The organism is Streptomyces poriticola (genome assembly GCF_036689765.1).
GTDB lineage: Bacteria > Actinomycetota > Actinomycetes > Streptomycetales > Streptomycetaceae > Streptomyces > Streptomyces poriticola.
Genome location: NZ_JBAGKH010000029.1, coordinates 44,453 through 63,795 on the forward strand (window position 1 = coordinate 44,453; position 19,343 = coordinate 63,795).

At 73.3% G+C, this 19,343-nt stretch carries 17 protein-coding genes; 4 read left to right on the plus strand and 13 right to left on the minus strand.

Translation table 11 applies throughout. The features are described from left to right. Positions 1–139: 139 nt before the first annotated feature. The 4 genes from recX to V5O46_RS26395 form a co-directional block, all read right to left on the minus strand. Entirely contained in the window at positions 140–964 is an 825-nt protein-coding gene (recX, locus tag V5O46_RS26380) for a recombination regulator RecX (RefSeq protein WP_332887204.1), read from the minus strand. Positions 965–967: 3 nt separating this feature from the next. Further along, positions 968–2,089 carry a recombinase RecA gene (gene recA / locus V5O46_RS26385; protein ID WP_332887205.1) on the minus strand — a complete coding sequence of 374 codons (1,122 nt, stop codon included), beginning with the start codon at positions 2,087–2,089 and terminating at the stop codon, positions 968–970. A 328-nt stretch (positions 2,090–2,417) separates the two neighbouring features. Then, positions 2,418–3,731 carry an AI-2E family transporter gene (locus tag V5O46_RS26390; RefSeq protein ID WP_332887206.1) on the minus strand — a complete coding sequence of 438 codons (1,314 nt, stop codon included), beginning with the start codon at positions 3,729–3,731 and terminating at the stop codon, positions 2,418–2,420. A gap of 60 nt (positions 3,732–3,791) precedes the next feature. Further along, the gene (locus tag V5O46_RS26395; protein ID WP_332887207.1) at positions 3,792–3,986 is read right to left on the minus strand and encodes a DUF3046 domain-containing protein; all 195 of its coding nucleotides are present in this window, start codon (positions 3,984–3,986) and stop codon (positions 3,792–3,794) included. Positions 3,987–4,065: 79 nt separating this feature from the next. On the opposite strand from V5O46_RS26395, the gene V5O46_RS26400 reads away from it, so the two are divergent. Further along, positions 4,066–5,010: a hypothetical protein gene (locus V5O46_RS26400; RefSeq protein ID WP_332887208.1), complete on the plus strand. Its 945-nt coding sequence runs from the start codon at positions 4,066–4,068 to the stop codon at positions 5,008–5,010. A 25-nt stretch (positions 5,011–5,035) separates the two neighbouring features. On the opposite strand, the gene V5O46_RS26405 is transcribed toward V5O46_RS26400, so the two are convergent. The 3 genes from V5O46_RS26405 to V5O46_RS26415 are packed head-to-tail and all read right to left on the minus strand — an operon-like array spanning position 5,036 to position 6,955. Then, a complete protein-coding gene (locus tag V5O46_RS26405; RefSeq protein WP_332887209.1) occupies positions 5,036–5,344 on the minus strand; it encodes an AzlD domain-containing protein in 309 nt (102 codons plus the stop codon). Further along, positions 5,341–6,072: an AzlC family ABC transporter permease gene (locus V5O46_RS26410; protein ID WP_332887210.1), complete on the minus strand. Its 732-nt coding sequence runs from the start codon at positions 6,070–6,072 to the stop codon at positions 5,341–5,343. The genes V5O46_RS26405 and V5O46_RS26410 overlap by 4 nt, the downstream gene beginning before the upstream one ends. Positions 6,073–6,094: 22 nt before the next feature. Then, positions 6,095–6,955 (minus strand): AraC family transcriptional regulator, encoded by an 861-nt coding sequence (locus V5O46_RS26415; RefSeq protein WP_332887211.1) that lies wholly within the window; start codon positions 6,953–6,955, stop codon positions 6,095–6,097. A 114-nt stretch (positions 6,956–7,069) separates the two neighbouring features. Here V5O46_RS26415 and V5O46_RS26420 point away from each other — a divergent pair, with 114 nt between their 5' ends. The 3 genes from V5O46_RS26420 (at position 7,070) to V5O46_RS26430 (ending at position 13,874) form a co-directional block, all read left to right on the plus strand. Continuing rightward, entirely contained in the window at positions 7,070–12,091 is a 5,022-nt protein-coding gene (locus V5O46_RS26420) for an ATP-dependent helicase (protein ID WP_332887212.1), read from the plus strand. 131 nt (positions 12,092–12,222) lie between these two features. Beyond that, on the plus strand, positions 12,223–13,077 hold the full coding sequence (locus V5O46_RS26425) for an Fpg/Nei family DNA glycosylase (RefSeq protein WP_332887213.1): 855 nt from the start codon (positions 12,223–12,225) through the stop codon (positions 13,075–13,077). Between the two features lie 32 nt (positions 13,078–13,109). Beyond that, the gene (locus V5O46_RS26430) at positions 13,110–13,874 is read left to right on the plus strand and encodes an SDR family NAD(P)-dependent oxidoreductase (RefSeq protein WP_332887214.1); all 765 of its coding nucleotides are present in this window, start codon (positions 13,110–13,112) and stop codon (positions 13,872–13,874) included. A 420-nt stretch (positions 13,875–14,294) separates the two neighbouring features. Here V5O46_RS26430 and V5O46_RS26440 read toward each other — a convergent pair whose 3' ends face one another. The 6 genes from V5O46_RS26440 to V5O46_RS26465 form a co-directional block, all read right to left on the minus strand. After that, complete coding sequence (locus V5O46_RS26440; protein ID WP_332887216.1) at positions 14,295–14,765, minus strand: Dps family protein; 471 nt, start codon at positions 14,763–14,765, stop codon at positions 14,295–14,297. Between the two features lie 259 nt (positions 14,766–15,024). Then, positions 15,025–15,405 (minus strand): helix-turn-helix domain-containing protein, encoded by a 381-nt coding sequence (locus tag V5O46_RS26445; protein ID WP_332887217.1) that lies wholly within the window; start codon positions 15,403–15,405, stop codon positions 15,025–15,027. A 109-nt stretch (positions 15,406–15,514) separates the two neighbouring features. Beyond that, positions 15,515–16,060: a CinA family protein gene (locus V5O46_RS26450; protein WP_332887218.1), complete on the minus strand. Its 546-nt coding sequence runs from the start codon at positions 16,058–16,060 to the stop codon at positions 15,515–15,517. Beyond that, entirely contained in the window at positions 16,057–16,866 is an 810-nt protein-coding gene (pgsA, locus tag V5O46_RS26455) for a CDP-diacylglycerol--glycerol-3-phosphate 3-phosphatidyltransferase (RefSeq protein WP_332887219.1), read from the minus strand. The genes V5O46_RS26450 and pgsA overlap by 4 nt, the downstream gene beginning before the upstream one ends. Next, positions 16,863–18,344, minus strand: a complete 1,482-nt coding sequence (gene rimO / locus V5O46_RS26460) for a 30S ribosomal protein S12 methylthiotransferase RimO (protein ID WP_332887220.1) — start codon at positions 18,342–18,344, stop codon at positions 16,863–16,865. Before rimO ends, pgsA begins: the two co-directional genes overlap by 4 nt. Before the next feature lie 92 nt (positions 18,345–18,436). Then, complete coding sequence (locus V5O46_RS26465) at positions 18,437–19,285, minus strand: helix-turn-helix domain-containing protein (protein WP_332887221.1); 849 nt, start codon at positions 19,283–19,285, stop codon at positions 18,437–18,439. Between the last annotated feature and the right edge of the window lie 58 nt (positions 19,286–19,343).

Here is a 19,343-nt window from a genome sequence, read left to right on the forward strand (position 1 = left end):
CTCCCCGTACGAACGTCGACGCGGCAGGTCCCTCCCGAGCAGACATCGACGAGACCGGGCCCTCCCGGGCAAACCTCGACGGGACCGGGCCTTCCGCCTCCCGAAGAGGACAAGGGGACGTCGTGGACGCCGACCGGCGTCAGGCCCCTTCGTCGAGGAAGTCGGTGTCCTCGCCCTCTTCCTCCAGCGCCTGCCGGACCACCCGCAGCGCCAGGCCCTCGGGGTACCCCTTGCGGGCCAGCATGCCCGCGAGGCGGCGGAGGCGCTTGTCGCGGTCGAGGCCGCGGGTGGAGCGCAGCTTCCGGTCGACGAGCTCGCGGGCGGTCGTTTCCTCCTGCTGGGAGTCGAGCTGGGAGACGGCCGCGTCGATGGTGGCCGGGTCGACGCCCTTGGTGCGCAGCTCCTGGGCGAGCGCTCGCCGGGCCAGTCCGCGGCCGTGGTGCCGGGACTCCACCCAGGCGTCGGCGAAGGCGCCGTCGTCGATCAGGCCGACCTCCTCGAGCCGGGAGAGCACCTCTTCGGCGGCGTCGTCCGGGATCTGTCGTTTGCGCAGGGCGTCCTCGAGCTGTCGGCGGGTGCGCGGGGTCCCGGTGAGCAGGCGCAGGCAGATCGCCCGTGCCTGCTCGACCGGGTCCCGCGGAGGCTCCCCCTTCTCGGCCCTCGACGAGGAAGTGGTACCTCCGTCCTCAGCGGGTGTCCGGCCGCGGCCACGGCCGCGGCGCCCGCGCGAGCCGCCCGTGCCGCGGGGTCGGCTGCCGCCGTACCCCGCGGGGACGCTGTCCGACTCCGGCTTCCGCGGCCCACTCTGTGTTCCGTCACCCGTCTCGCCGGCCGTCGCGGGGTCCCCGCCGTACCCGTCGCCGCCCTCCCCGGCGAGGCCCGCGGCGCCCGGTCCGTCCCGGCGCCGTTCATGCGCGGCGGCGTCCAGGTAGGCGTACTCGGCCCAGTCGGTTCGTCGTGTCACGGGTCAGCTCTTGGCTGCGGCGGCCTTGGACTTGGTGGCCTTGGCCGGTGCGGGGGCGGGCACCGTCGCGGTCTCGGCCGCGGGGCCGGATGCCGAGGCGTCCGCGCCCGGCGTGCCCGACTCCTCGGGGCGCACACCGACGCCCAGCTTCTCCTTGATCTTCTTCTCGATCTCGTTGGCGAGGTCGGGGTTGTCCTTCAGGAAGTTGCGGGCGTTCTCCTTGCCCTGGCCGAGCTGGTCGCCCTCGTACGTGTACCAGGCGCCGGCCTTGCGGACGAAGCCGTGCTCCACGCCCATGTCGATCAGGCCGCCCTCGCGGCTGATGCCCTGGCCGTAGAGGATGTCGAACTCGGCCTGCTTGAAGGGCGGCGCGACCTTGTTCTTCACGACCTTGCACCGGGTGCGGTTGCCGACCGCCTCCGTGCCGTCCTTCAGCGTCTCGATGCGGCGGATGTCGATGCGCACGGAGGCGTAGAACTTCAGCGCTCGACCACCGGTCGTGGTCTCCGGGGAGCCGAACATCACGCCGATCTTCTCGCGGAGCTGGTTGATGAAGATCGCGGTGGTCTTGGACTGGTTGAGCGCGCTGGTGATCTTCCGCAGGGCCTGGCTCATCAGCCGGGCCTGCAGGCCGACGTGGCTGTCGCCCATCTCGCCCTCGATCTCCGCGCGCGGCACGAGCGCGGCGACGGAGTCGATGACGATGAGGTCGAGGGCGCCGGAGCGGACCAGCATGTCCGTGATCTCCAGGGCCTGCTCGCCGTTGTCCGGCTGGGACAGGATCAGGTTGTCGACGTCGACACCGAGCTTCTTCGCGTACTCGGGGTCGAGAGCGTGCTCGGCGTCGACGAACGCGACCTGGCCACCGGCCTTCTGCGCGTTCGCCACCGCGTGCAGGGTCAGGGTCGTCTTACCCGAGGACTCGGGGCCGTAGATCTCCACGACACGGCCGCGCGGGAGGCCACCGACGCCGAGGGCCACGTCGAGCGCGGTCGAACCGGTCGAGATGACCTCGATGGGCTCCTTCGACCGCTCGCCCATGCGCATGACCGCGCCCTTGCCGAACTGCCGTTCAATCTGTGCGAGTGCGGCGTCCAGGGCCTTCTCGCGGTCGGTTCCTGCCATGGGTTCCACCCGGTTTGCTTGAGTCGATCGCTTCACGTCAAAGACGCTAACGCCTGCCACTGACAATGCGCCCCGACGCGGGTCCGGCCTGTGGACAACTCGGGCACATCTCTGTCGAAACTCTGCCGAATCACCCTTCTCGAGCGTCGCCGGAGCCTCCATGAGAATGGATGTTCGATTTTCGTGTCAAGCGCACCGCACGGCACTTCCGAGCGTACGCCGGGCCCGTCCTGGGCGGCCGTCACCGCCGCGGACGGGCCCTCGGGAGCACATGGACCTGCCTCGAACCGGCTCGAACCGGCTCGAACCGGCCTCGGGTCGGCTCGGGTCAGGAACGGGCCGGCGCAGAGCCTGCGGACGGTTCGGCGACCGCGGGAGATTCGGCGTCCGCCGGGCTCCCCGTCGCGGTCCGGGCCGTCTCGGTCCGCTGGTCCCACAGTCCTCTCACGCGCGCGAGCGGGCTGCGGGCCCGTCCCCGTTCCCGGTGCCCGTGGACCCGCGGGTCGTCGGTGACGTCGTACCGCCTGACATACGCCCCCAGGAACGCCTGCAGCGTGGCCACCGCGGGAATGGCGATCAGCGCGCCGACGGCGCCCAGGAGGGCGGTGCCGGCGACCACCGAGCCGAACGCGACCGCGGGGTGGATGTCCACGGTCCTGGCCGTCAGCTTGGGCTGTAGCACGTAGTTCTCGAACTGCTGGTAGACCACCACGAAACCCAGCACCCACAGCGCGTACCAGGGGTCGACGGTGAAGGCGATCAGCATGGGCAGCGCGCCTGCGAGATAGGTGCCGATGGTCGGGATGAACTGCGACACCAGACCCACCCAGACGGCGAGCGCCGGGGCGTAGGGCACCCCGAGGATCTCCAGCAGGACGTAGTGCGCGATGCCGGAGACCAGCGCCATCAGACCGCGCGAGTACAGATACCCGCCGGTCTTGTTCACGGCGATCTCCCACGCGCGCAGCACCTCGGCCTGCCGGGCGGGCGGCAGTACCGAACACAGCCCGCGCCGCAGCCGGGGGCCGTCCGCGGCGAAGTAGAACGAGAACAGCATGACCGTCAGCAGCTGGAAGAGCCCCCCGAGAACCTGGGCGGACACGTCCAGGACGCCGGTCGCGCTGTTCTGCACGTAGTCGCGCAGCCAGTCGGAGCGGAGCAGGCCCTCCTGGATGTCCACCCGTCTCAGCTCGGTGCGGAAGTGGGCGTTGATCCAGTTGATCACGGAGTCGAGGTACTGCGGGAAGTCCTCGACCATCTTGACGATCTGGCCCGCGAGCATGGACCCGAGCAAGGTGACGAACCCGGCCGCGGCGATCACCACCGCGAGGAAGACGAGGAAGGTGGCCAGCCCCCGGCGCATGCCGCGCCCGGCCATCCAGCTGACCGCGGGCTCGATCGCCAGCGCCAGGAAGAACGCGATGAGGATGTTGATCAGCAGACCGGTGAGCTGGTGGAAGGCCCAGCTGCCCAGCTGGAACACTGCGTAGAGCGTGAGGGCGAGCACCATGGCGCGCGGCAGCCAGCGCGGCATGCGCCTGTTCGGCCCGGCGGTGCCCGCGGCCGGGGGCCGGGCGGGCGGCGTCGGGTCGGACGGGGATGTCTGCGGGGCTGCCTGCCCGGTCTCCTCAGTGGATGCCACGGACCCAGTGTCGCCCACGCCGCCGACAGCCGGACGCCGTCCCGAGGTCTCCGCGGCTCATCAGCGCTTTTCCTGTGGCACGTTCATGACCGAGCACACCACGCGCCACACATCCTTGGTGTCCCACCCCGCGTCCAGGGCCTCGTGCACCGTCCGCCCGCCGAGCTGCGACATCACATGGTCGCGCGCGAAGGTGTCGGCGTAGCCCGGACCGAAGTGGTCCGCCATCCGCTGCCAGAAGACCGTCAACCGCATGACCCCAGTATCCCGCCCCCGGGGTGTGCCTCGGCCGGGACCACCTGGCGGGACCGCTTTCCGCCCTACGGTCTGACGCATGGCCGATACCGGAGCTGCCCCGTCCCCCTCGACGCCCCCGGCGCACTCCCTGCTCGCGCGGGCCGAACGGTTCGTCTGGCTCACCGCGCGCGTGCTGGAGCAACGTCTGTTCGCCCACCACTTCCGGGACGGCGGCGCCGACCCGGTGGTGACCGCACTGGACGCCTACCGCAACGGCGACGGCGGGTACGGTCACGCCCTCGAGCCCGACCTGCGCGGCCCGGTCAGCCAGCCGCTGCACACCGCGCACGCCCTGCAGGTCCTGGACGCCGTGGACCGCTGCGGCGGGCAGCGCGTGGAACGCATGTGCCGGTATCTGACGGCCGTCTCCACCCCGGAGGGTGCCCTGCCCGCGGTCCACCCAGCGCAGCGCGGCTACCCGGCGGCGCCCTTCGTCCCGGTCGTCGACGACCCGCCCGGCGCGCTGCTGACCACCGGCCCGGTGGCCGGCCTGCTGCACCGCAACGACGTGTGGCACGCCTGGCTCTTCCGGGCCACCGACTTCTGCTGGCAGGCGGTCGAGTCGCTGCAGATCTCGCACCCGTACGAGATCGAGGCCGCGGTGGCCTTCCTGGATTCCGTACCCGACCGCACGCGCGCGCAGGCGGCGGCCGGCCGGCTGGGCCTCCTGGTGCGCGAGCAGCGCCTGGCGGTGCTGGACCCGGACGACCGCGCCGCCTACCCGGTCGCGCCCGGCTACGCCCCCGGCGAGCACCACTTCCCGTACGACTTCGCGCCCGCACCGCACTCCCTCGCGCGCGCGTGGTTCACCGACGACGAGATGGCCCGTTCCCTGGACCACCTGGCCGCCGAGCAGCAGCAGGACGGCGGCTGGCCCGTGCGGTGGCGCCACTGGGCCCCGGCACCCGCCCTCGAGGCGCGCTCCATGGTGACCCTCGACGCGCTGCGCACCCTCAGCGCGTACGGCCGACCGCCGTCCTGAGACCGCCGGCCGCGTGCAAGGTGGCTCACCCGCCCAGGGCCCGCACCCCCGCGGTCACCAGGACGGCCGCCGCGACGACGAGCAGGAACGGGGCGCGCAGCACCAGGGCCACGGCCGCGGCCGCCAGCCCGGCGGCCCGCGCGTCGAGTACCAGCGCCTGCCCGTCGGCGAAGGTCTGCTGGGCCGTGAGCGCCGCCAGCAGCGCCACCGGCAGCAACGCCGCCAGCCGCTTGACCAGCGGCTTCTCCAGGGCGCCCGCGGGGACGAGCAGCCCGGCCAGCTTGACGGCGTAGCAGCCGAGCACGGTCACACCGATCGCGATCCAGATGTTCACCGCTCCTCCTCCCCAACCCGGCGGCCCCGGGCCCACAGCACGACCGGAGCGGCGAGCGCGGCCACCAGCACCGGAATCCCGGCCGGAAGCACGGGCAGGAGGCCGAGCCCCAGCAGCACGGCGAGACCGGCGACCGCCCGCTCGACGGTGCTGCTCAGCATCGGTGCGAGCAGTGCGAGGAAGACGGCGGGCCCGGCCGCGTCGAGCCCCCAGGCGTCGGTGTCCCCGATGGCCTCGGCGCCCAGCGCGCCGAGCAGCGTGGTCAGATTCCAGAGCACGTACAGGGTGATCCCGGTGACGGCGAACCCGATCCGGGCACTGCGCCGGGTCGGCTGCGCCAGCGCCACGGCCGTCGTCTCGTCGATCACCCATTGCGCGGCGAACGGCCGTACCGCGCGCGGGAGCGCGAGCAGCTGCGACAGCCGCAGCCCGTAGAAGGCGTTGCGCACGCCGAGGAAGAAAGCTCCGGCGGCGGCCGTGAGCGGGTTCCCGCCGGCGGCGAGTGCCCCCACGAGCGCGAACTGGGACGCCCCGGTGAACACCAGAAGGCTGAGCGCGCATGTCTGCAGCAGCGTGAGTCCGCTGCCCGCGGACGTCACCCCGAAGGCGAACCCGGACAGCCCCACGGCGACGCCCACCCCCAGGGCGTCCCGCACGACGGCGGCGTCCGGCCTGCCTCCCTCACGTCCTGCACCCGCGTCCACGGGAACTGCTGTCTGTTCTGCCACGTGCGCGACGCTACGGCCGGCGTCAGCCGCGCGTCTTGTACGTTCTTGCGCCGCCGCTCGGCATGTCGTTGCGTTCCCGCTGGTAGGCCCCGGGAGGAACGCCCACGATCCGGGTGAAGTGCCGGTTCAGATGCGGCTGGTCCGTGAACCCCACCGTCAGGGCGGCCTCCGCCGGCGTGACCCCCGCGTCGAGCAGCCCGCGCACTCGGCGCACCCGCGCGTCGGTCAGCCAGGTGTGCGGCGGCATCCCGTAGGCCTCCCGGAACGCCCGCAGCAGGGCGAACGGGCCGGTCCCGAGATCAGCGGCCAGCCGCTCCAGGCTCGGCGGCTCGGCCATCCGCTCCTCCAGCAGGGCCCGCGCGCGGGCCGCGATCCGCGCCCCCGCCGTCCGCACCTGCCGCCGCGGCAGCGTTCCCCCGTTCAACCGGAGCAGTCTCGTCACGGCGACCCGCAGCAGCGTGTCCGCCGCAAGCGCGTTGCCCTCGTCGGCGGCCCGCAGCACCCGGTGCACCAGCTCGACGGTGTACGGGTCGTCGAGCACCGGCCGGACGAACCCGGGCGTCCCCCGCAGCGCGGTGGTCTCGGCGGCGATGCCCGCCACCACCTCGGGCGACGGATAGACGGCGCCGTACCGCCAGCCCTCCGGCACCCCCGCGCGCCCGGTGTGCGGGGTGTCCGGGTTAACCAGCGCCAGCGCCCCGGCCCCCGCGTACTGGTCACCGCCGCCGTGGTGGAAGACCTCCACCCCGTCCGCGATGGCGGCGATGACGAAGTGCTCGTGCGTGTGCCGCACGAACGTCTTGCGTATGTACCGGGCACGCAGCAGATCGACACCGGGCAGCTCCGCGTACTGCCAGTGCCGTGCCCGTTCCCCGCTTCCCATGCCTCCATTCTCCGTGACGGCCCGGGACACACGAACCGGTGGCGTCCCCGAGCCCGGGGTCTCCAGGGCCCCGCGCCGCCCTCGATTGTCAGTGCCCGGGTGCACGATGGATCCATGGTCAGCTCCGCACACCGAGCCCTGGACGGCTTCTCCCCCGCGACCCGCGGCTGGTTCGCCGGTGCCTTCCCCGCGCCCACCGCCGCGCAGGCAGGCGCCTGGCACGCCATCGCCGAGGGCTCGGACGTGCTGGTCGTCGCCCCCACCGGTTCCGGCAAGACCCTGGCCGCCTTCCTCGCCGCGCTGGACCAGCTGACCTCCACTCCGCCGCCCGCAGACCCCAGGAAGCGCTGCCGGGTGCTCTACGTCTCGCCGCTCAAGGCTCTCGCCGTCGACGTCGAGCGCAATCTCCGCAGCCCGCTGACCGGCATCCGTCAGGAATCCGTCCGCCTGGGCCTGCCCGAGCCGGAGGTCAAGGTCGGCATTCGCTCCGGCGACACCCCGGCGGCCGAGCGCCGCGCGCTGTCCACCCGCCCCCCGGACATCCTGATCACCACGCCGGAGTCCCTGTTCCTCATGCTCACGTCGGCCACGCGCGACGCGCTGACCGGCGTGGAGACGGTGATCCTCGACGAGGTGCACGCGGTCGCCGGCACCAAGCGCGGCGCCCACCTCGCGCTCACCCTGGAGCGGCTCGACGAGCTGCTCCCCCGGCCCGCCCGCCGGATCGGCCTCTCCGCGACGGTGCGCCCGGTCGACGAGGTCGCCCGCTTCCTCTCCCCGCGCCGCAAGGTGGAGATCGTCCAGCCGGCCTCGGGCAAGGAGTTCGACCTGTCCGTGGTGGTCCCCGTCGAGGATCTGGGGGAGCTGGGCGGCTCCCCGGTCGCGGACGGCAACGACGGCGCGGACCGTCCCTCGATCTGGCCGCACGTCGAGGAGCGGATCACCGACCTCGTCCAGGCCCACCGCTCCACGATCGTCTTCGCCAACTCCCGCCGCCTCGCCGAGCGCCTGTGCAACCGGCTCAACGAGATCGCGTACGAACGCGCCACCGGAGAGCCCCTGGACGAGCACCACTCCCCGGCCGAGCTCATGGGCAGCAGCGGAGCAGCGCAGGGCGCCCCCGCCGTCATCGCCCGTGCCCACCACGGCTCCGTCTCCAAGGAGCAGCGGGCCCTGGTCGAGGAGGACCTCAAGGCGGGCCGACTGCCCGCAGTGGTCGCCACCTCCAGTCTGGAGCTGGGCATCGACATGGGCGCGGTCGACCTCGTGGTCCAGGTGGAGTCCCCGCCCTCGGTCGCCTCCGGCCTCCAGCGCGTCGGCCGGGCCGGCCACCAGGTCGGCGCGGTCTCCACCGGCGTGGTCTTCCCGAAGTACCGGGGCGATCTGGTCCAGGCGGCCGTGGTCACCGAGCGGATGCGCACCGGCGCCATCGAGTCCCTGCGGGTCCCGGCCAACCCGCTCGACGTCCTGGCCCAGCAGCTCGTCGCGATGACGGCCCTGGACACCTGGCAGGTCGACGACCTGCTCGCCGCGGTACGGCGGGCGGCGCCCTTCGCCTCCCTCCCGGAGTCGGCGTTCACCGCGGTCCTGGACATGCTCGCGGGCCGCTATCCGTCCGACGCCTTCGCCGAGCTGCGCCCGCGCGTGGTGTGGGACCGCATCGCCGGCACGGTCACCGGCAGGCCCGGCGCCCAGCGGCTCGCGGTCACCTCCGGCGGCACCATCCCCGACCGCGGACTGTTCGGCGTCTTCCTCGCCGGCGCCGACCCGAAGAAGGGCGGCGGCCGGGTCGGCGAGCTGGACGAGGAGATGGTGTACGAGTCCCGGGTCGGGGACGTGTTCACGCTCGGCACCAGTTCCTGGCGGATCGAGGACATCACCCGCGACCGGGTCCTGGTCTCCCCCGCGCCGGGCGTGCCGGGCAGGCTGCCGTTCTGGAAGGGCGACCAGCTCGGCCGCCCCCTGGAGCTGGGGCGAGCCCTGGGCACGTTCCTGCGCGAGGTCGGCGCCCTGCCGAAGGACGACGCCCGGCTCCGCCTGCTCGCCGCCGGGCTGGACGCCCGGGCCGCGGACAACGTCCTGGGATACCTCGACGAGCAGCGCGAGGCCTGCGGCCACATCCCCGACGACCGCACCATCGTCGTGGAGCGCTTCCGGGACGAGCTGGGCGACTGGCGGGTCGTGGTGCACTCCCCGTTCGGCGCCCAGGTGCACGCCCCCTGGGCCCTCGCCCTCGGCGCCCGCCTGTCCGAGCGGTACGGCATGGACGCCCAGGTGATGCACGCCGACGACGGCATAGTGCTGCGGCTGCCCGACGCCGACCTGATGGGCCTGGACCTCCTCGACCAGGCACCGGCGAGGACGGGCACGGAGTACGACGCGGACCAGGCCCCGGTCGGCGCGGCCGACGTCGTCTTCGACAAGGGGGAGGTCGACCAGGTCGTCACCGACCAGGTGGGCGGATCGGCCCTGTTCGCCTCCCGCTTCCGCGAGTGCGCCGCCCGGGCTCTGCTGCTGCCGCGCCGCAACCCCGGCCGGCGCACCCCGCTGTGGCAGCAGCGGCAGCGGGCCGCGCAGCTGCTGGAGGTGGCGAGCGAGTACGGCTCGTTCCCGATCGTTCTCGAGGCGGTCCGCGAGTGCCTCCAGGACGTCTTCGACGTGCCGGGACTGGTCGAGCTGATGGGCGATCTGGAGGCCCGCCGGGTGCGCCTGGTCGAGGTGACCACGCCGGAGCCGTCCCCGTTCGCCCGGTCCCTGCTGTTCGGTTACGTCGCCCAGTTCCTCTACGAGGGTGACTCTCCGCTCGCCGAGCGCCGCGCCGCCGCCCTCTCCCTGGACTCCCGGCTGCTTGCCGAGCTGCTCGGGCAGGCGGAGCTGCGCGAGCTGCTCGACGCGGAGGTGCTGACCGGGCTGGAGCGCGAGCTGCAGTGGCTGGCCGAGGACCGCCGGGTCAAGGACGTCGAGGGCGTCGCGGACGTACTGCGGCTGCTCGGCCCGCTCACGGACGCCGAGCTGTCCGAGCGCGGTGCCCGGCCGCAGTGGGTCCGGGAGCTGGCCGGCGCCCGCCGGGCGATCCGGGTCAGGATCGCGGGCGCCGAGCACTGGGCCGCGGTCGAGGACGCCGGACGGCTGCGCGACGCGCTGGGCACGGCGCTGCCGGTGGGCGTGCCCGAAGCCTTCACCGAACCGGTCAAGGACCCCTTGGGCGACCTCCTCGCCCGCTATGCCCGTACGCACGGCCCGTTCACCTCCGCCACCGCGGCGGGCCGCTTCGGCCTGGGCGTGGCGGTGACCGAGGGCGCGCTGCAGCGGCTGTCGGCGGCCGGCCGGATCGTGCAGGGGGAGTTCCATCCGGCGGGCATCGGCCAGGAGTGGTGCGACGCCGGCGTGCTGCGCCGGCTGCGCCGCCGCTCCCTGGCCGCGCTGCGGCACGAGCTGGAGCCGGTGCCGCCGACCGCGCTCGCCCAGTTCCTGCCGCAGTGGCAGCACCTCGGCAAGGGCCACTCCCTGCGCGGCATCGACGGACTGGTCCGCGCCGTGGAGCAGCTCCAGGGCGCCTCGGTCCCGGCCTCCGCGCTGGAGAAGCTGGTGCTGCCGTCCCGGGTGACCGGCTACACCGCCACGATGCTCGACGAGCTGACCGCCGCCGGCGAGGTGGTGTGGGCGGGAGCCGGTGCGCTCCCCGGCAAGGACGGCTGGATCTCGCTCTACCTGGCGGACGCGGCCCCGCTGCTGCTGCCGACGCCGCAGCCACTGGAGCTGACCGCGCTCCACCAGTCGGTGCTGGACGCGCTCTCCGGAGGGTACGGCCTGTTCTTCCGCCAGATCGCCGACCAGGTCCGTGCCACCACCCATCCGGAGGTCACGGATCCGCAGCTGGCCGACGCCGTGTGGGACCTGGCCTGGTCCGGGCGGCTCACCAACGACACCCTGGCGCCGCTGCGTTCGTTCCTGGGCTCCGGGCGCACCGCGGGCTCCACGGCCCACCGGGCCAGGCGCGCCGTGCCGCGCGGGCGCTACGGCGCTCTCGCGGCCGGTGCCCGGCCCGCCTCCCGCACCGGTCCCCCTACGGTCGCCGGCCGCTGGTCGCTGCTGCCCGACCGGGAGGCCGACCTCACGGTGCGCGCCCACGCCCGGGCCCGCGTCCTTCTCGACCGGCACGGGGTGGTGACCCGCGGCGCGGTCGCCGCGGAGGGTGTAGAGGGCGGCTTCTCGGCGACGTACCGCGTGCTGTCGGCGTTCGAGGAGAGCGGGCAGACCCGGCGCGGCTACGTGGTGGAGGGGCTGGGCGCGGCGCAGTTCGCCATGGACGGCGCGGTGGACCGGCTGCGCGCGGTGGCCAACGCCCGCGAGCGCGGCGACGCCCTCCCCGCCCCGGATCCCGGCCCCGGCGGTCCGGGAGGGGACGGCACGCCCCACGGCACCGGCCCGGGCGACCCCGGCCACTGGCCTCCTCGCGGCGACGCCCCCGGTTCCGACACCTGGCCCTACGGCAGCGCCCCCCACGCTCAAGGGAGTCCCGAGGACACCTGGGCGGCCGGCCACCCCTGGCCCGACGACCAGGCCCACCCCGCGCCCACCGGCGGCTCCTACCCCGCCCTCGACACCGACTTCGCCTCACCGGGCGCCGGCGGACCCCGCGGCGGCGGGCCCACGCCCATCCCGTACGACCGCGCATCGGCCGACCCCGGCCCCTACCCGCCCGGCCTCCCGGGCTCCCGCCGTGCGCACCGCCCGGCCCCCGGGTCCCGAGCCGTCGTCCTGGCCGCCGCCGACCCGGCGAACGCCTACGGCGCGGCCCTCGCCTGGCCCGAGCCTCCGACCGGGGCCGGGCACAAGCCCGGTCGCAAGGCGGGCTCGCTGGTGGTGCTCGTCGACGGAGAGCTGGCGCTCTACATGGAGCGCGGTGGCAAGACCCTGCTGGCCTGGCAGGCCGATCCCGAGGGCCGTACCGTCGACGACCTCCGGCTGCAGGCGGCCACCGAGGCGCTCGCCGCGGCGGCCCGCGCCGGTTCCCTCGGTACGGTCACGGTGGAGCGGGTCAACGGTGCTGCCGCCCTGACCTCCCCGTTCGGCACCCTGCTGGAAGCGGCCGGCTTCATCGCCACGCCTCGCGGGCTGCGGATACGGGCCTGACCCGGGCAAGGCCCGGGCCGTCGCGGCCACAGCACCGGATCCGATCGTCGCCGGGGCACGGTCCTGCCCCGGTCGGCCCGCGCTCCCGGTCACCTCACCCCGGCCCGGGCCCGCCGTGCCACCCTGGACCCATGCCCGAAGGAGACTCGGTCCGGCAGGCCGCGCGGCTGCTGCACGACGCCCTGGCGGGCAAGGTGCTGACCCGCAGCGACTTCCGCGTGCCCCAGTACGCCACCGTGGACCTCACCGGCCGTACGGTCCATGACATCACCCCGCGCGGCAAGCATCTGCTCACTCGTATCGAGGGCGGCCTGACACTTCACACGCATCTGCGGATGGACGGCTCCTGGAAGGTCTTCGCACCCGACGGCCGCTGGACCGGCGGCCCCGCGCACCAGATCCGTGTGGTCCTGGGCACCGCCGACCGCACCGCCGTCGGTTACCGCCTCCCGGTGCTCGAACTGCTCCGCACCGCCGACGAGCAGCGCGTCGTCGGCCATCTGGGCCCGGACCTGCTGGGCCCCGACTGGGATCCCGAGCGGGCACGGGACAATCTCCTCGCCGATCCTGCCCGCCCCGTCGGCGAGGCCCTGCTCGACCAGCGCAACCTCGCCGGCATCGGCAACGTGTACAAGAGCGAGCTCTGCTTCCTGCTCGGCGTCACCCCCTGGCTGCCCGTCGGCGACCTGTCCGCCGAGCGCGCCGAGGCGCTGCCCGCCCTGGCCAAGCGGCTGCTGGAGGCCAACCGCGACCGCCTGGTCCGCAACACCACCGGCCGCCGTGCCCCGGAGCTGTTCGTCTACGGCCGCGCGCCCCGCCCCTGCCTGCGCTGCAGCACGTCGATCCGGGTCTCCGAGCAGGGCGACGGCTCCCGGGAGCGCCCGACGTACTGGTGCCCCGCCTGCCAGCCGGGCCCGGCGCCCGCCCGCCGCCCCACGTCCGCGCCGCATGACGTCGGGCAGAGCCGCTCCCGCAGCACGGATTGACGGGCCGTCAGATATCGCCGTACGGTCCCCGCATGCCCGTCACGGCGTACGACCTCACCGGCCGCACCGCCTTCGTCACCGGCGCCGGTTCCGGCATCGGCCGCGCCACGGCGGTCCTGCTCGCCGAGGCCGGTGCCACCGTGCACTGCGCGGACCTCGACGCACCGGGCCTCGCTCGGACCGCGGCCCGGATCAGAGAGCGCGGTGGCAACGCGCACACCCACCACCTCGATGTCACCGACGCAGCACACCTCGACCGCGCCGTCGCGTCCTGCGAGCGGCTGGACGCGATGGCGGCCGTCGCGGGGATCATGCACAGCAGTCCGGTCCTCCGGACCCGGGACGAGGACCTCGACCGGGTCCTGGACGTCGACTTCAAGGGGGTCCTCCACGCCTGCCGGTCGGCGGCCCGGCTGATGACCGCTCGCGGCACCGGGGGCAGCATCGTGACCATGGCCTCCGGCGCGGTCGACACCGGCGGTCCCGGGCTGCTCTGCTACGGCGCCGCCAAGGCGGCGGTGGTCCAGCTGACCAGGACCCTGGCGACCGAGGTCGGCCCGTACGGCATCCGGGTCAACACGGTCGCCCCGGGCTGGATCAGAACCCCGATGACCGACCGCCACGACGACGAGGCGCAGGCACACACCGAAGGGATCATGGCCCGGATGTCCCCGTTGGGCCGGGTCGGTGAACCGGAGGACGTGGCGCACACCGTCCTGCACCTGGTCTCGGACGCCTCGGCCTTCATGACGGGTCAGATCCTGCGCCCGAACGGCGGCGTGACGATGCCGTGGTAGCCCCGCCCACCGGCCCCGGTACGGAGCCGCCGCCCGCCCCGTCCGAGCGGGACAGGTCACCTGCCCGACCCGCTCGCGAGCCGCCTTCCGCCCCGCCCTCCCGGATGCGGCCCCGGCCACTGCGTCCGCCTCGCCACGCCCGCCGCCACCGGCCGGCGGCGAGGGCTCCCTGCGCCCGCCCCTGCGGCGCACAGTGCACCGGCAGCAGACTCAGCCCCCAGCCACCGGCGACGGCCACCCCCTCCACCGCTCCCGCGCCGGGCACCAGCGCCAGCCGTACGGCGGCCCACCACCACAGCGCCCCTGCCCCCAGCACGGCCCCCCAGCGCACTATTCGCCCGGCCATGGCCCGCCACCTCCAGTGCGACGCCGGCCGGCCGTTCCGCTCCCAGGGGCAGCGGGGAGCGGCGGGCGCCGGCCTCAGCCGTTCTCGGCCTGGAACATCCAATGCTGCTTCTCGAGCTCCGCGGTGACCTGGATGAAGATGTCCTGGGTCACCGGGTCGGGCTCGCCCGTGGCATCGATCCGCTCCCGCATCCGGGCGATCACCGCGCCCAGGGCGTCCACGATCGTGCCGACGGCCGCGCCGTCGTCGACCCAGCCCTCCGGCGTCACCCCGATCCCGCTGCCGACGGCGACCGTCGCGGCGCGGCCGTCCGGTGGTACGCCCAGGGCGGCGGCGCGCTCGGCCACGGTGTCGGAGTGGGTGCGCGCGGTGCTCACCACCTCGTCGAGCTGCAGATGCACGGACCGGAAGCGGGGCCCGACCACGTTCCAGTGGATCTGTTTCGCCACGAGGGCCAGGTCCACCAGGTCGACGAGCGCGCCCTGCAGGGCCTCGGACACGGTCTGCAGGTTCGCGTCGGACAGCGGGCTCTTCACGACGTACATCCACACCTCCGTCGGCTCACCCCCGTCAGTCCCTCCACGATGACCGCAGCACCCGGGACCGGCAAACGCACCGAAGCCGCCCCCGTCGCCCGCGGACATGTGCCGCCCATGAAGAGCCGGTACGGGAAAGCCGGTACGGAAAAACCCCGACCGCGCCTCTCCGGATCTTCCGACCTCCCGGAGAAGCCCCGGCCGGGGCCTGTGTACACCTTTTCTCGCGCCCTGCCGACCACCCGCGCATGGGCGCGGAGTCCCGGGCTCAGGCCGCGACGACGTCCACCGCTTCGGCGGGCGCCTTGATCGTCACCCGTTCCGGTGGCACACCGGTCACGGAGACGGAGCCCAGCATCGGACGGACCGGTGTGGGCACGGTTTCGCTGGGAGTTGCCGCGGCAGACCGGGCCAGCTCTGCGAGGGCGAGCTCGTCGCTCACTTCTCGCATGAGCTCGGACATCCGTACGTCCAGCGCGTCGCAAATCGCGGAGAGCAGCTCGGAGGAAGCCTCCTTCTGCCCCCGCTCCACCTCGGAGAGATAGCCGAGCGAGACTCGGGCGGACGAGGAGACTTCGCGCAGAGTACGGCCCTGGCGCTGGCGCTGCCGACGCAGCACGTCACCCAGCAGGCGACGGAGCAGAATCATCGGTGGCTCCCTCCTCGGACCGCGTAGCCGCATCCTTCACGCCCCACCGTACCGCCTTGCGCCGCGGCCGTGCGGGGAGCGATGTCGTGTTCACTCAGGGCTGCAAACATCAAAACCCCCCGTGCTGTTCCGTATCCTGTGCCCGCTCATTCCCGGTCTGTTCGTCCGCAAGCTCCCTCAGGAGCAGTGCGAGTACGCTCCGTACACTCTCCATACGAATGTCCGCGCGGTCGCCGTTCAACCGCAATGCCTCCACTTTTCCGCCAGAGGCGGAACCGGAACCTTCTCCGACGGGCCCGGCGACGGCCACGAACACCGTCCCCACGGGCCGCCCGTCCTGGGCGTCGGGGCCGGCCACTCCGGTCGTCGCCAGGCCCCAGTCGGCGCCCAGAGCCTTGCGCACCCCGGCCGCCATCTGGGCGGCGACCTGCGGATCCACCGCTCCTCGCGCGGCCAGCAGTGTGGCGTCGACGCCGAGCAGCCGATGCTTCAGCTCGGTGGCGTAGGCGGTGACCGACCCCCGGAACACCTTGGAGGCTCCGGGTACGGAGGTGATCTCCGCCGCGACCAGCCCGCCGGTCAGCGACTCCGCGACCGCCAGCGTCCCGCCCTTCACCGTCAGTAGTCGCACCACGTCGGCGGCGGGGGAACTCACGCCTCCGTGCCCTTCAACGCCGCCCTGCGCTCGGCGATTCCGCGCCTGCGCAGCACAATGGCCTGTTTCACATAGTCCAGCCCGGTGACCACGGTCAGCACGACCGCCAACGCCATCACCCAGAAGCGGAGGGTCGCCAGCGGGCCGGTGAGCGCCAGCACGTACATGCCCACGGCCACGCCCTGGGTGAGCGTCTTGAGCTTGCCGCCCCGGCTGGCCGGGATGACGCCGTACCTGATGACGACGAAACGGAGCAGGGTGATGCCTAGCTCCCGGCCGAGAATGACTCCCGTCACCCACCAGGGCAGATCCCCCAGCGCGGAGAGGCAGATCAGCGCCGCCCCCATGATCGCCTTGTCGGCGATGGGGTCGGCGATCTTCCCGAAGTCGGTGACCAGGTTGTACGTGCGCGCCAGATGCCCGTCGAACAGGTCGGTGATCATGGCGATGGCGAAGGCGGCCCATGCGAACGAACGCCACGCCGGGTCGTACCCGCCGTTGCCGAGCATCAGCACCACGAAGGCGGGAACCAGCAGGAGCCGGAGCATCGTCAGCAGGTTGGCGACGTTCCAGACGCTCGCCTGGTTGACGGCGGCAGCGGCGATCTTGCCACCCCGCGGCTGCCTCGCCCCGCCCGCGGCGTCCGTGGCCTCGGCCCCGGCGGGGCCGCCGGCGGTCGGACCGGCGTCCGCACCGCGGCGCTCGCCGGCGCCGGTGTCCCGCCGCGCCGCGATCCCGGCCGCCGCCTGCGGAACGGCCCTGCGGGCGCCGGAGGAGCCTCCTGCGGATGCCGGTACTCCGGTCATCTGCTCGCCTCCTCGGTCCACCCGAGCCCGTCCCGCAGCGGCTCGGCCACCAGGTCGACACCTTCGGTACCGACCACCTTCGCGTCGACCATACGACCGACACTCAGGCCTTCGCCGCTCGTGAGCAGCACCTGGCCGTCCGTCTCCGGCGCCTGGTGCGCCGCGCGGCCGTACACGCCCTCCTCGTCGCCGACGGACTCCACCAGCACGCGCACGGTGGATCCCACCCGCTCCTCGGCCCGCTGCGAGACGAGTTCCTCGGCCAGCCGGGAGACCCGGGCCAGCCGCTCGGCGACGAGGTCCTCGTCGAGCTTGCCGTCGTAGCCGGCCGCCTCCGTGCCCTCCTCGTCGGAGTAGCCGAAGACGCCGATGGCATCCAGCCGCGCGTGGTTCAGGAACCGCTCCAGCTCGGCGAGGTCGGCCTCGGACTCACCGGGGAAGCCCACGATGAAGTTGGAGCGCACCCCGGCCTCGGGCGCCTTGGCCCGCAGGGTGGCGAGCAGCTCCAGGAACCGGTCGGTGTCGCCGAAGCGGCGCATCGCGCGCAGCACGTCCGGTGCGGAGTGCTGGAAGGACAGGTCGAAGTAGGGGGCGACCTTGGGCGTGGAGGTCAGCACGTCGATGAGGCCCGGGCGCATCTCGGCGGGCTGGAGGTAGCTGACGCGCACCCGCTCGATGCCGTCGACCTCTGCCAGCTCGGGCAGCAGCGACTCCAGCAGGCGGATGTCGCCGAGGTCCTTGCCGTAGGAGGTGTTGTTCTCGGAGACCAGCATGATCTCCTTCACACCCTGTCCCGCCAGCCACCGGGTCTCGTTCAGCACGTCGCTGGGACGGCGCGAGATGAAGGAACCGCGGAAGGAGGGGATGGCACAGAAGGAACAGCGCCGGTCGCAGCCGGAGGCGAGCTTGACCGAGGCGACCGGGGAGCCGTCCAGTCTGCGGCGCAGCGGCGCACGGGGGCCGGAGGCCGGGGCGAGGCCCTCCGGAAGATCCGCCGGGGCGGTCGGACCGTGCCCGGGGAGCGCGACGGTCGCGGCGGACTCCTGGCGCTCGGCGGGGCTGATCGGCAGCAGCTTGCGCCGGTCGCGCGGGGTGTGCGCGGCGTGGATACCGCCGCTGAGGATGGTCTGGAGCCGGCCGGAGATGTCGGCGTAGTCGTCGAAGCCGAGGACGCCGTCGGCCTCGGGCAGCGCCTCGGCGAGCTCCTTGCCGTACCGCTCGGCCATGCAGCCGACCGCCACCACGGCCTGGGTTCTGCCGTGGTCCTTGAGGTCGTTGGCCTCCAGAAGGGCGTCGACGGAGTCCTTCTTGGCGGCCTCGACGAAGCCGCACGTGTTCACCACGGCGACGTCGGCGTCCTCGGCGTCCTCCACGAGCTGCCAGCCGTCCGCCTCCAGACGGCCTGCGAGCTCCTCCGAGTCCACCTCGTTACGGGCGCAGCCAAGGGTGACGAGTGCGACGGTACGGCGTTCAGGCATGGGCTCAAGACTACTTCGTCCCACCGACAGCCCACGTCGACGGGGTTGGCCGATCTTGGCCAACCCCGTACTGATCGCCTCTTCGGGCCGTCCTATCCGACCTGAGGGTCACCCTTCGTGTACGTCAGCCGTTCCACCGCGCGCGGCTGGAAGTCGTCCTCGATCTTCTTGCCGTTCACATAGAGCTGGATCGCGCCGGCGTCGCCGAGCACCAGATCGATCTTGGAGTTGTCCTGGAAGGTCTTGGTCTCGCCCTGCTTGAGCAGTCCGTCGAAGAGCAGCCGGCCGTTGTGGTCCTTGGCGGAGATCCAACTGGGACCGTCGGTGGCGCTGACCTGGACGGTCACCTTGTCCCGGGGGGCGGCGGCGATGGCGCTGTCGGTCGGGTCGGGCTTGGGGTCGGCGGGCTTCTCGGGTTCGGCGCTCGGGGAGGCCGACTCGCTCGTGGCCGGCGTGGCACCCTCGGCCACGTTCGCCTGGGACCCGCCGTCGTCGTCCCGGACCATCGTGAACCCGACGAAACCGATCACGGCGACGATCGCGGCGACCATCGCCGCGGTCCAGTTGGGTCCGCGGCGCTCCGGACGGATCCGCTCCGCCTCGAACAGGGGCGCGGTCGGGGTCGGCGCCGGATCCCCGCCGTGCTCGGCGGTGTACTGCTCGATCAGCGGGGCGGGGTCGAGGCGGACCGCCCGGGCCAGGGTCCGGATATGACCGCGGGCGTAGACGTCGCCACCGCAGGGGGCGAAGTCGTCGGCCTCGATGGCGTGCACGATGGCGATCCGGACCCGGGTGGCGCTGGTGATGTCGTCGACGGTCAACCCGGCGGCGATGCGCGCCTGCTGCAGGGCACGGCCGATGGAGGGGCGGGCTTCCTCAGAAACGTCTTCGGACACATCTTCGAACGGACGCTCGTCTTCAGGGGAGTTGCCGATGGACACGGGGGCGCCTTTCGAGCGTTTGCCGCCTGTGCTGGAGGTTCAGTTTAGGGGTGGTACG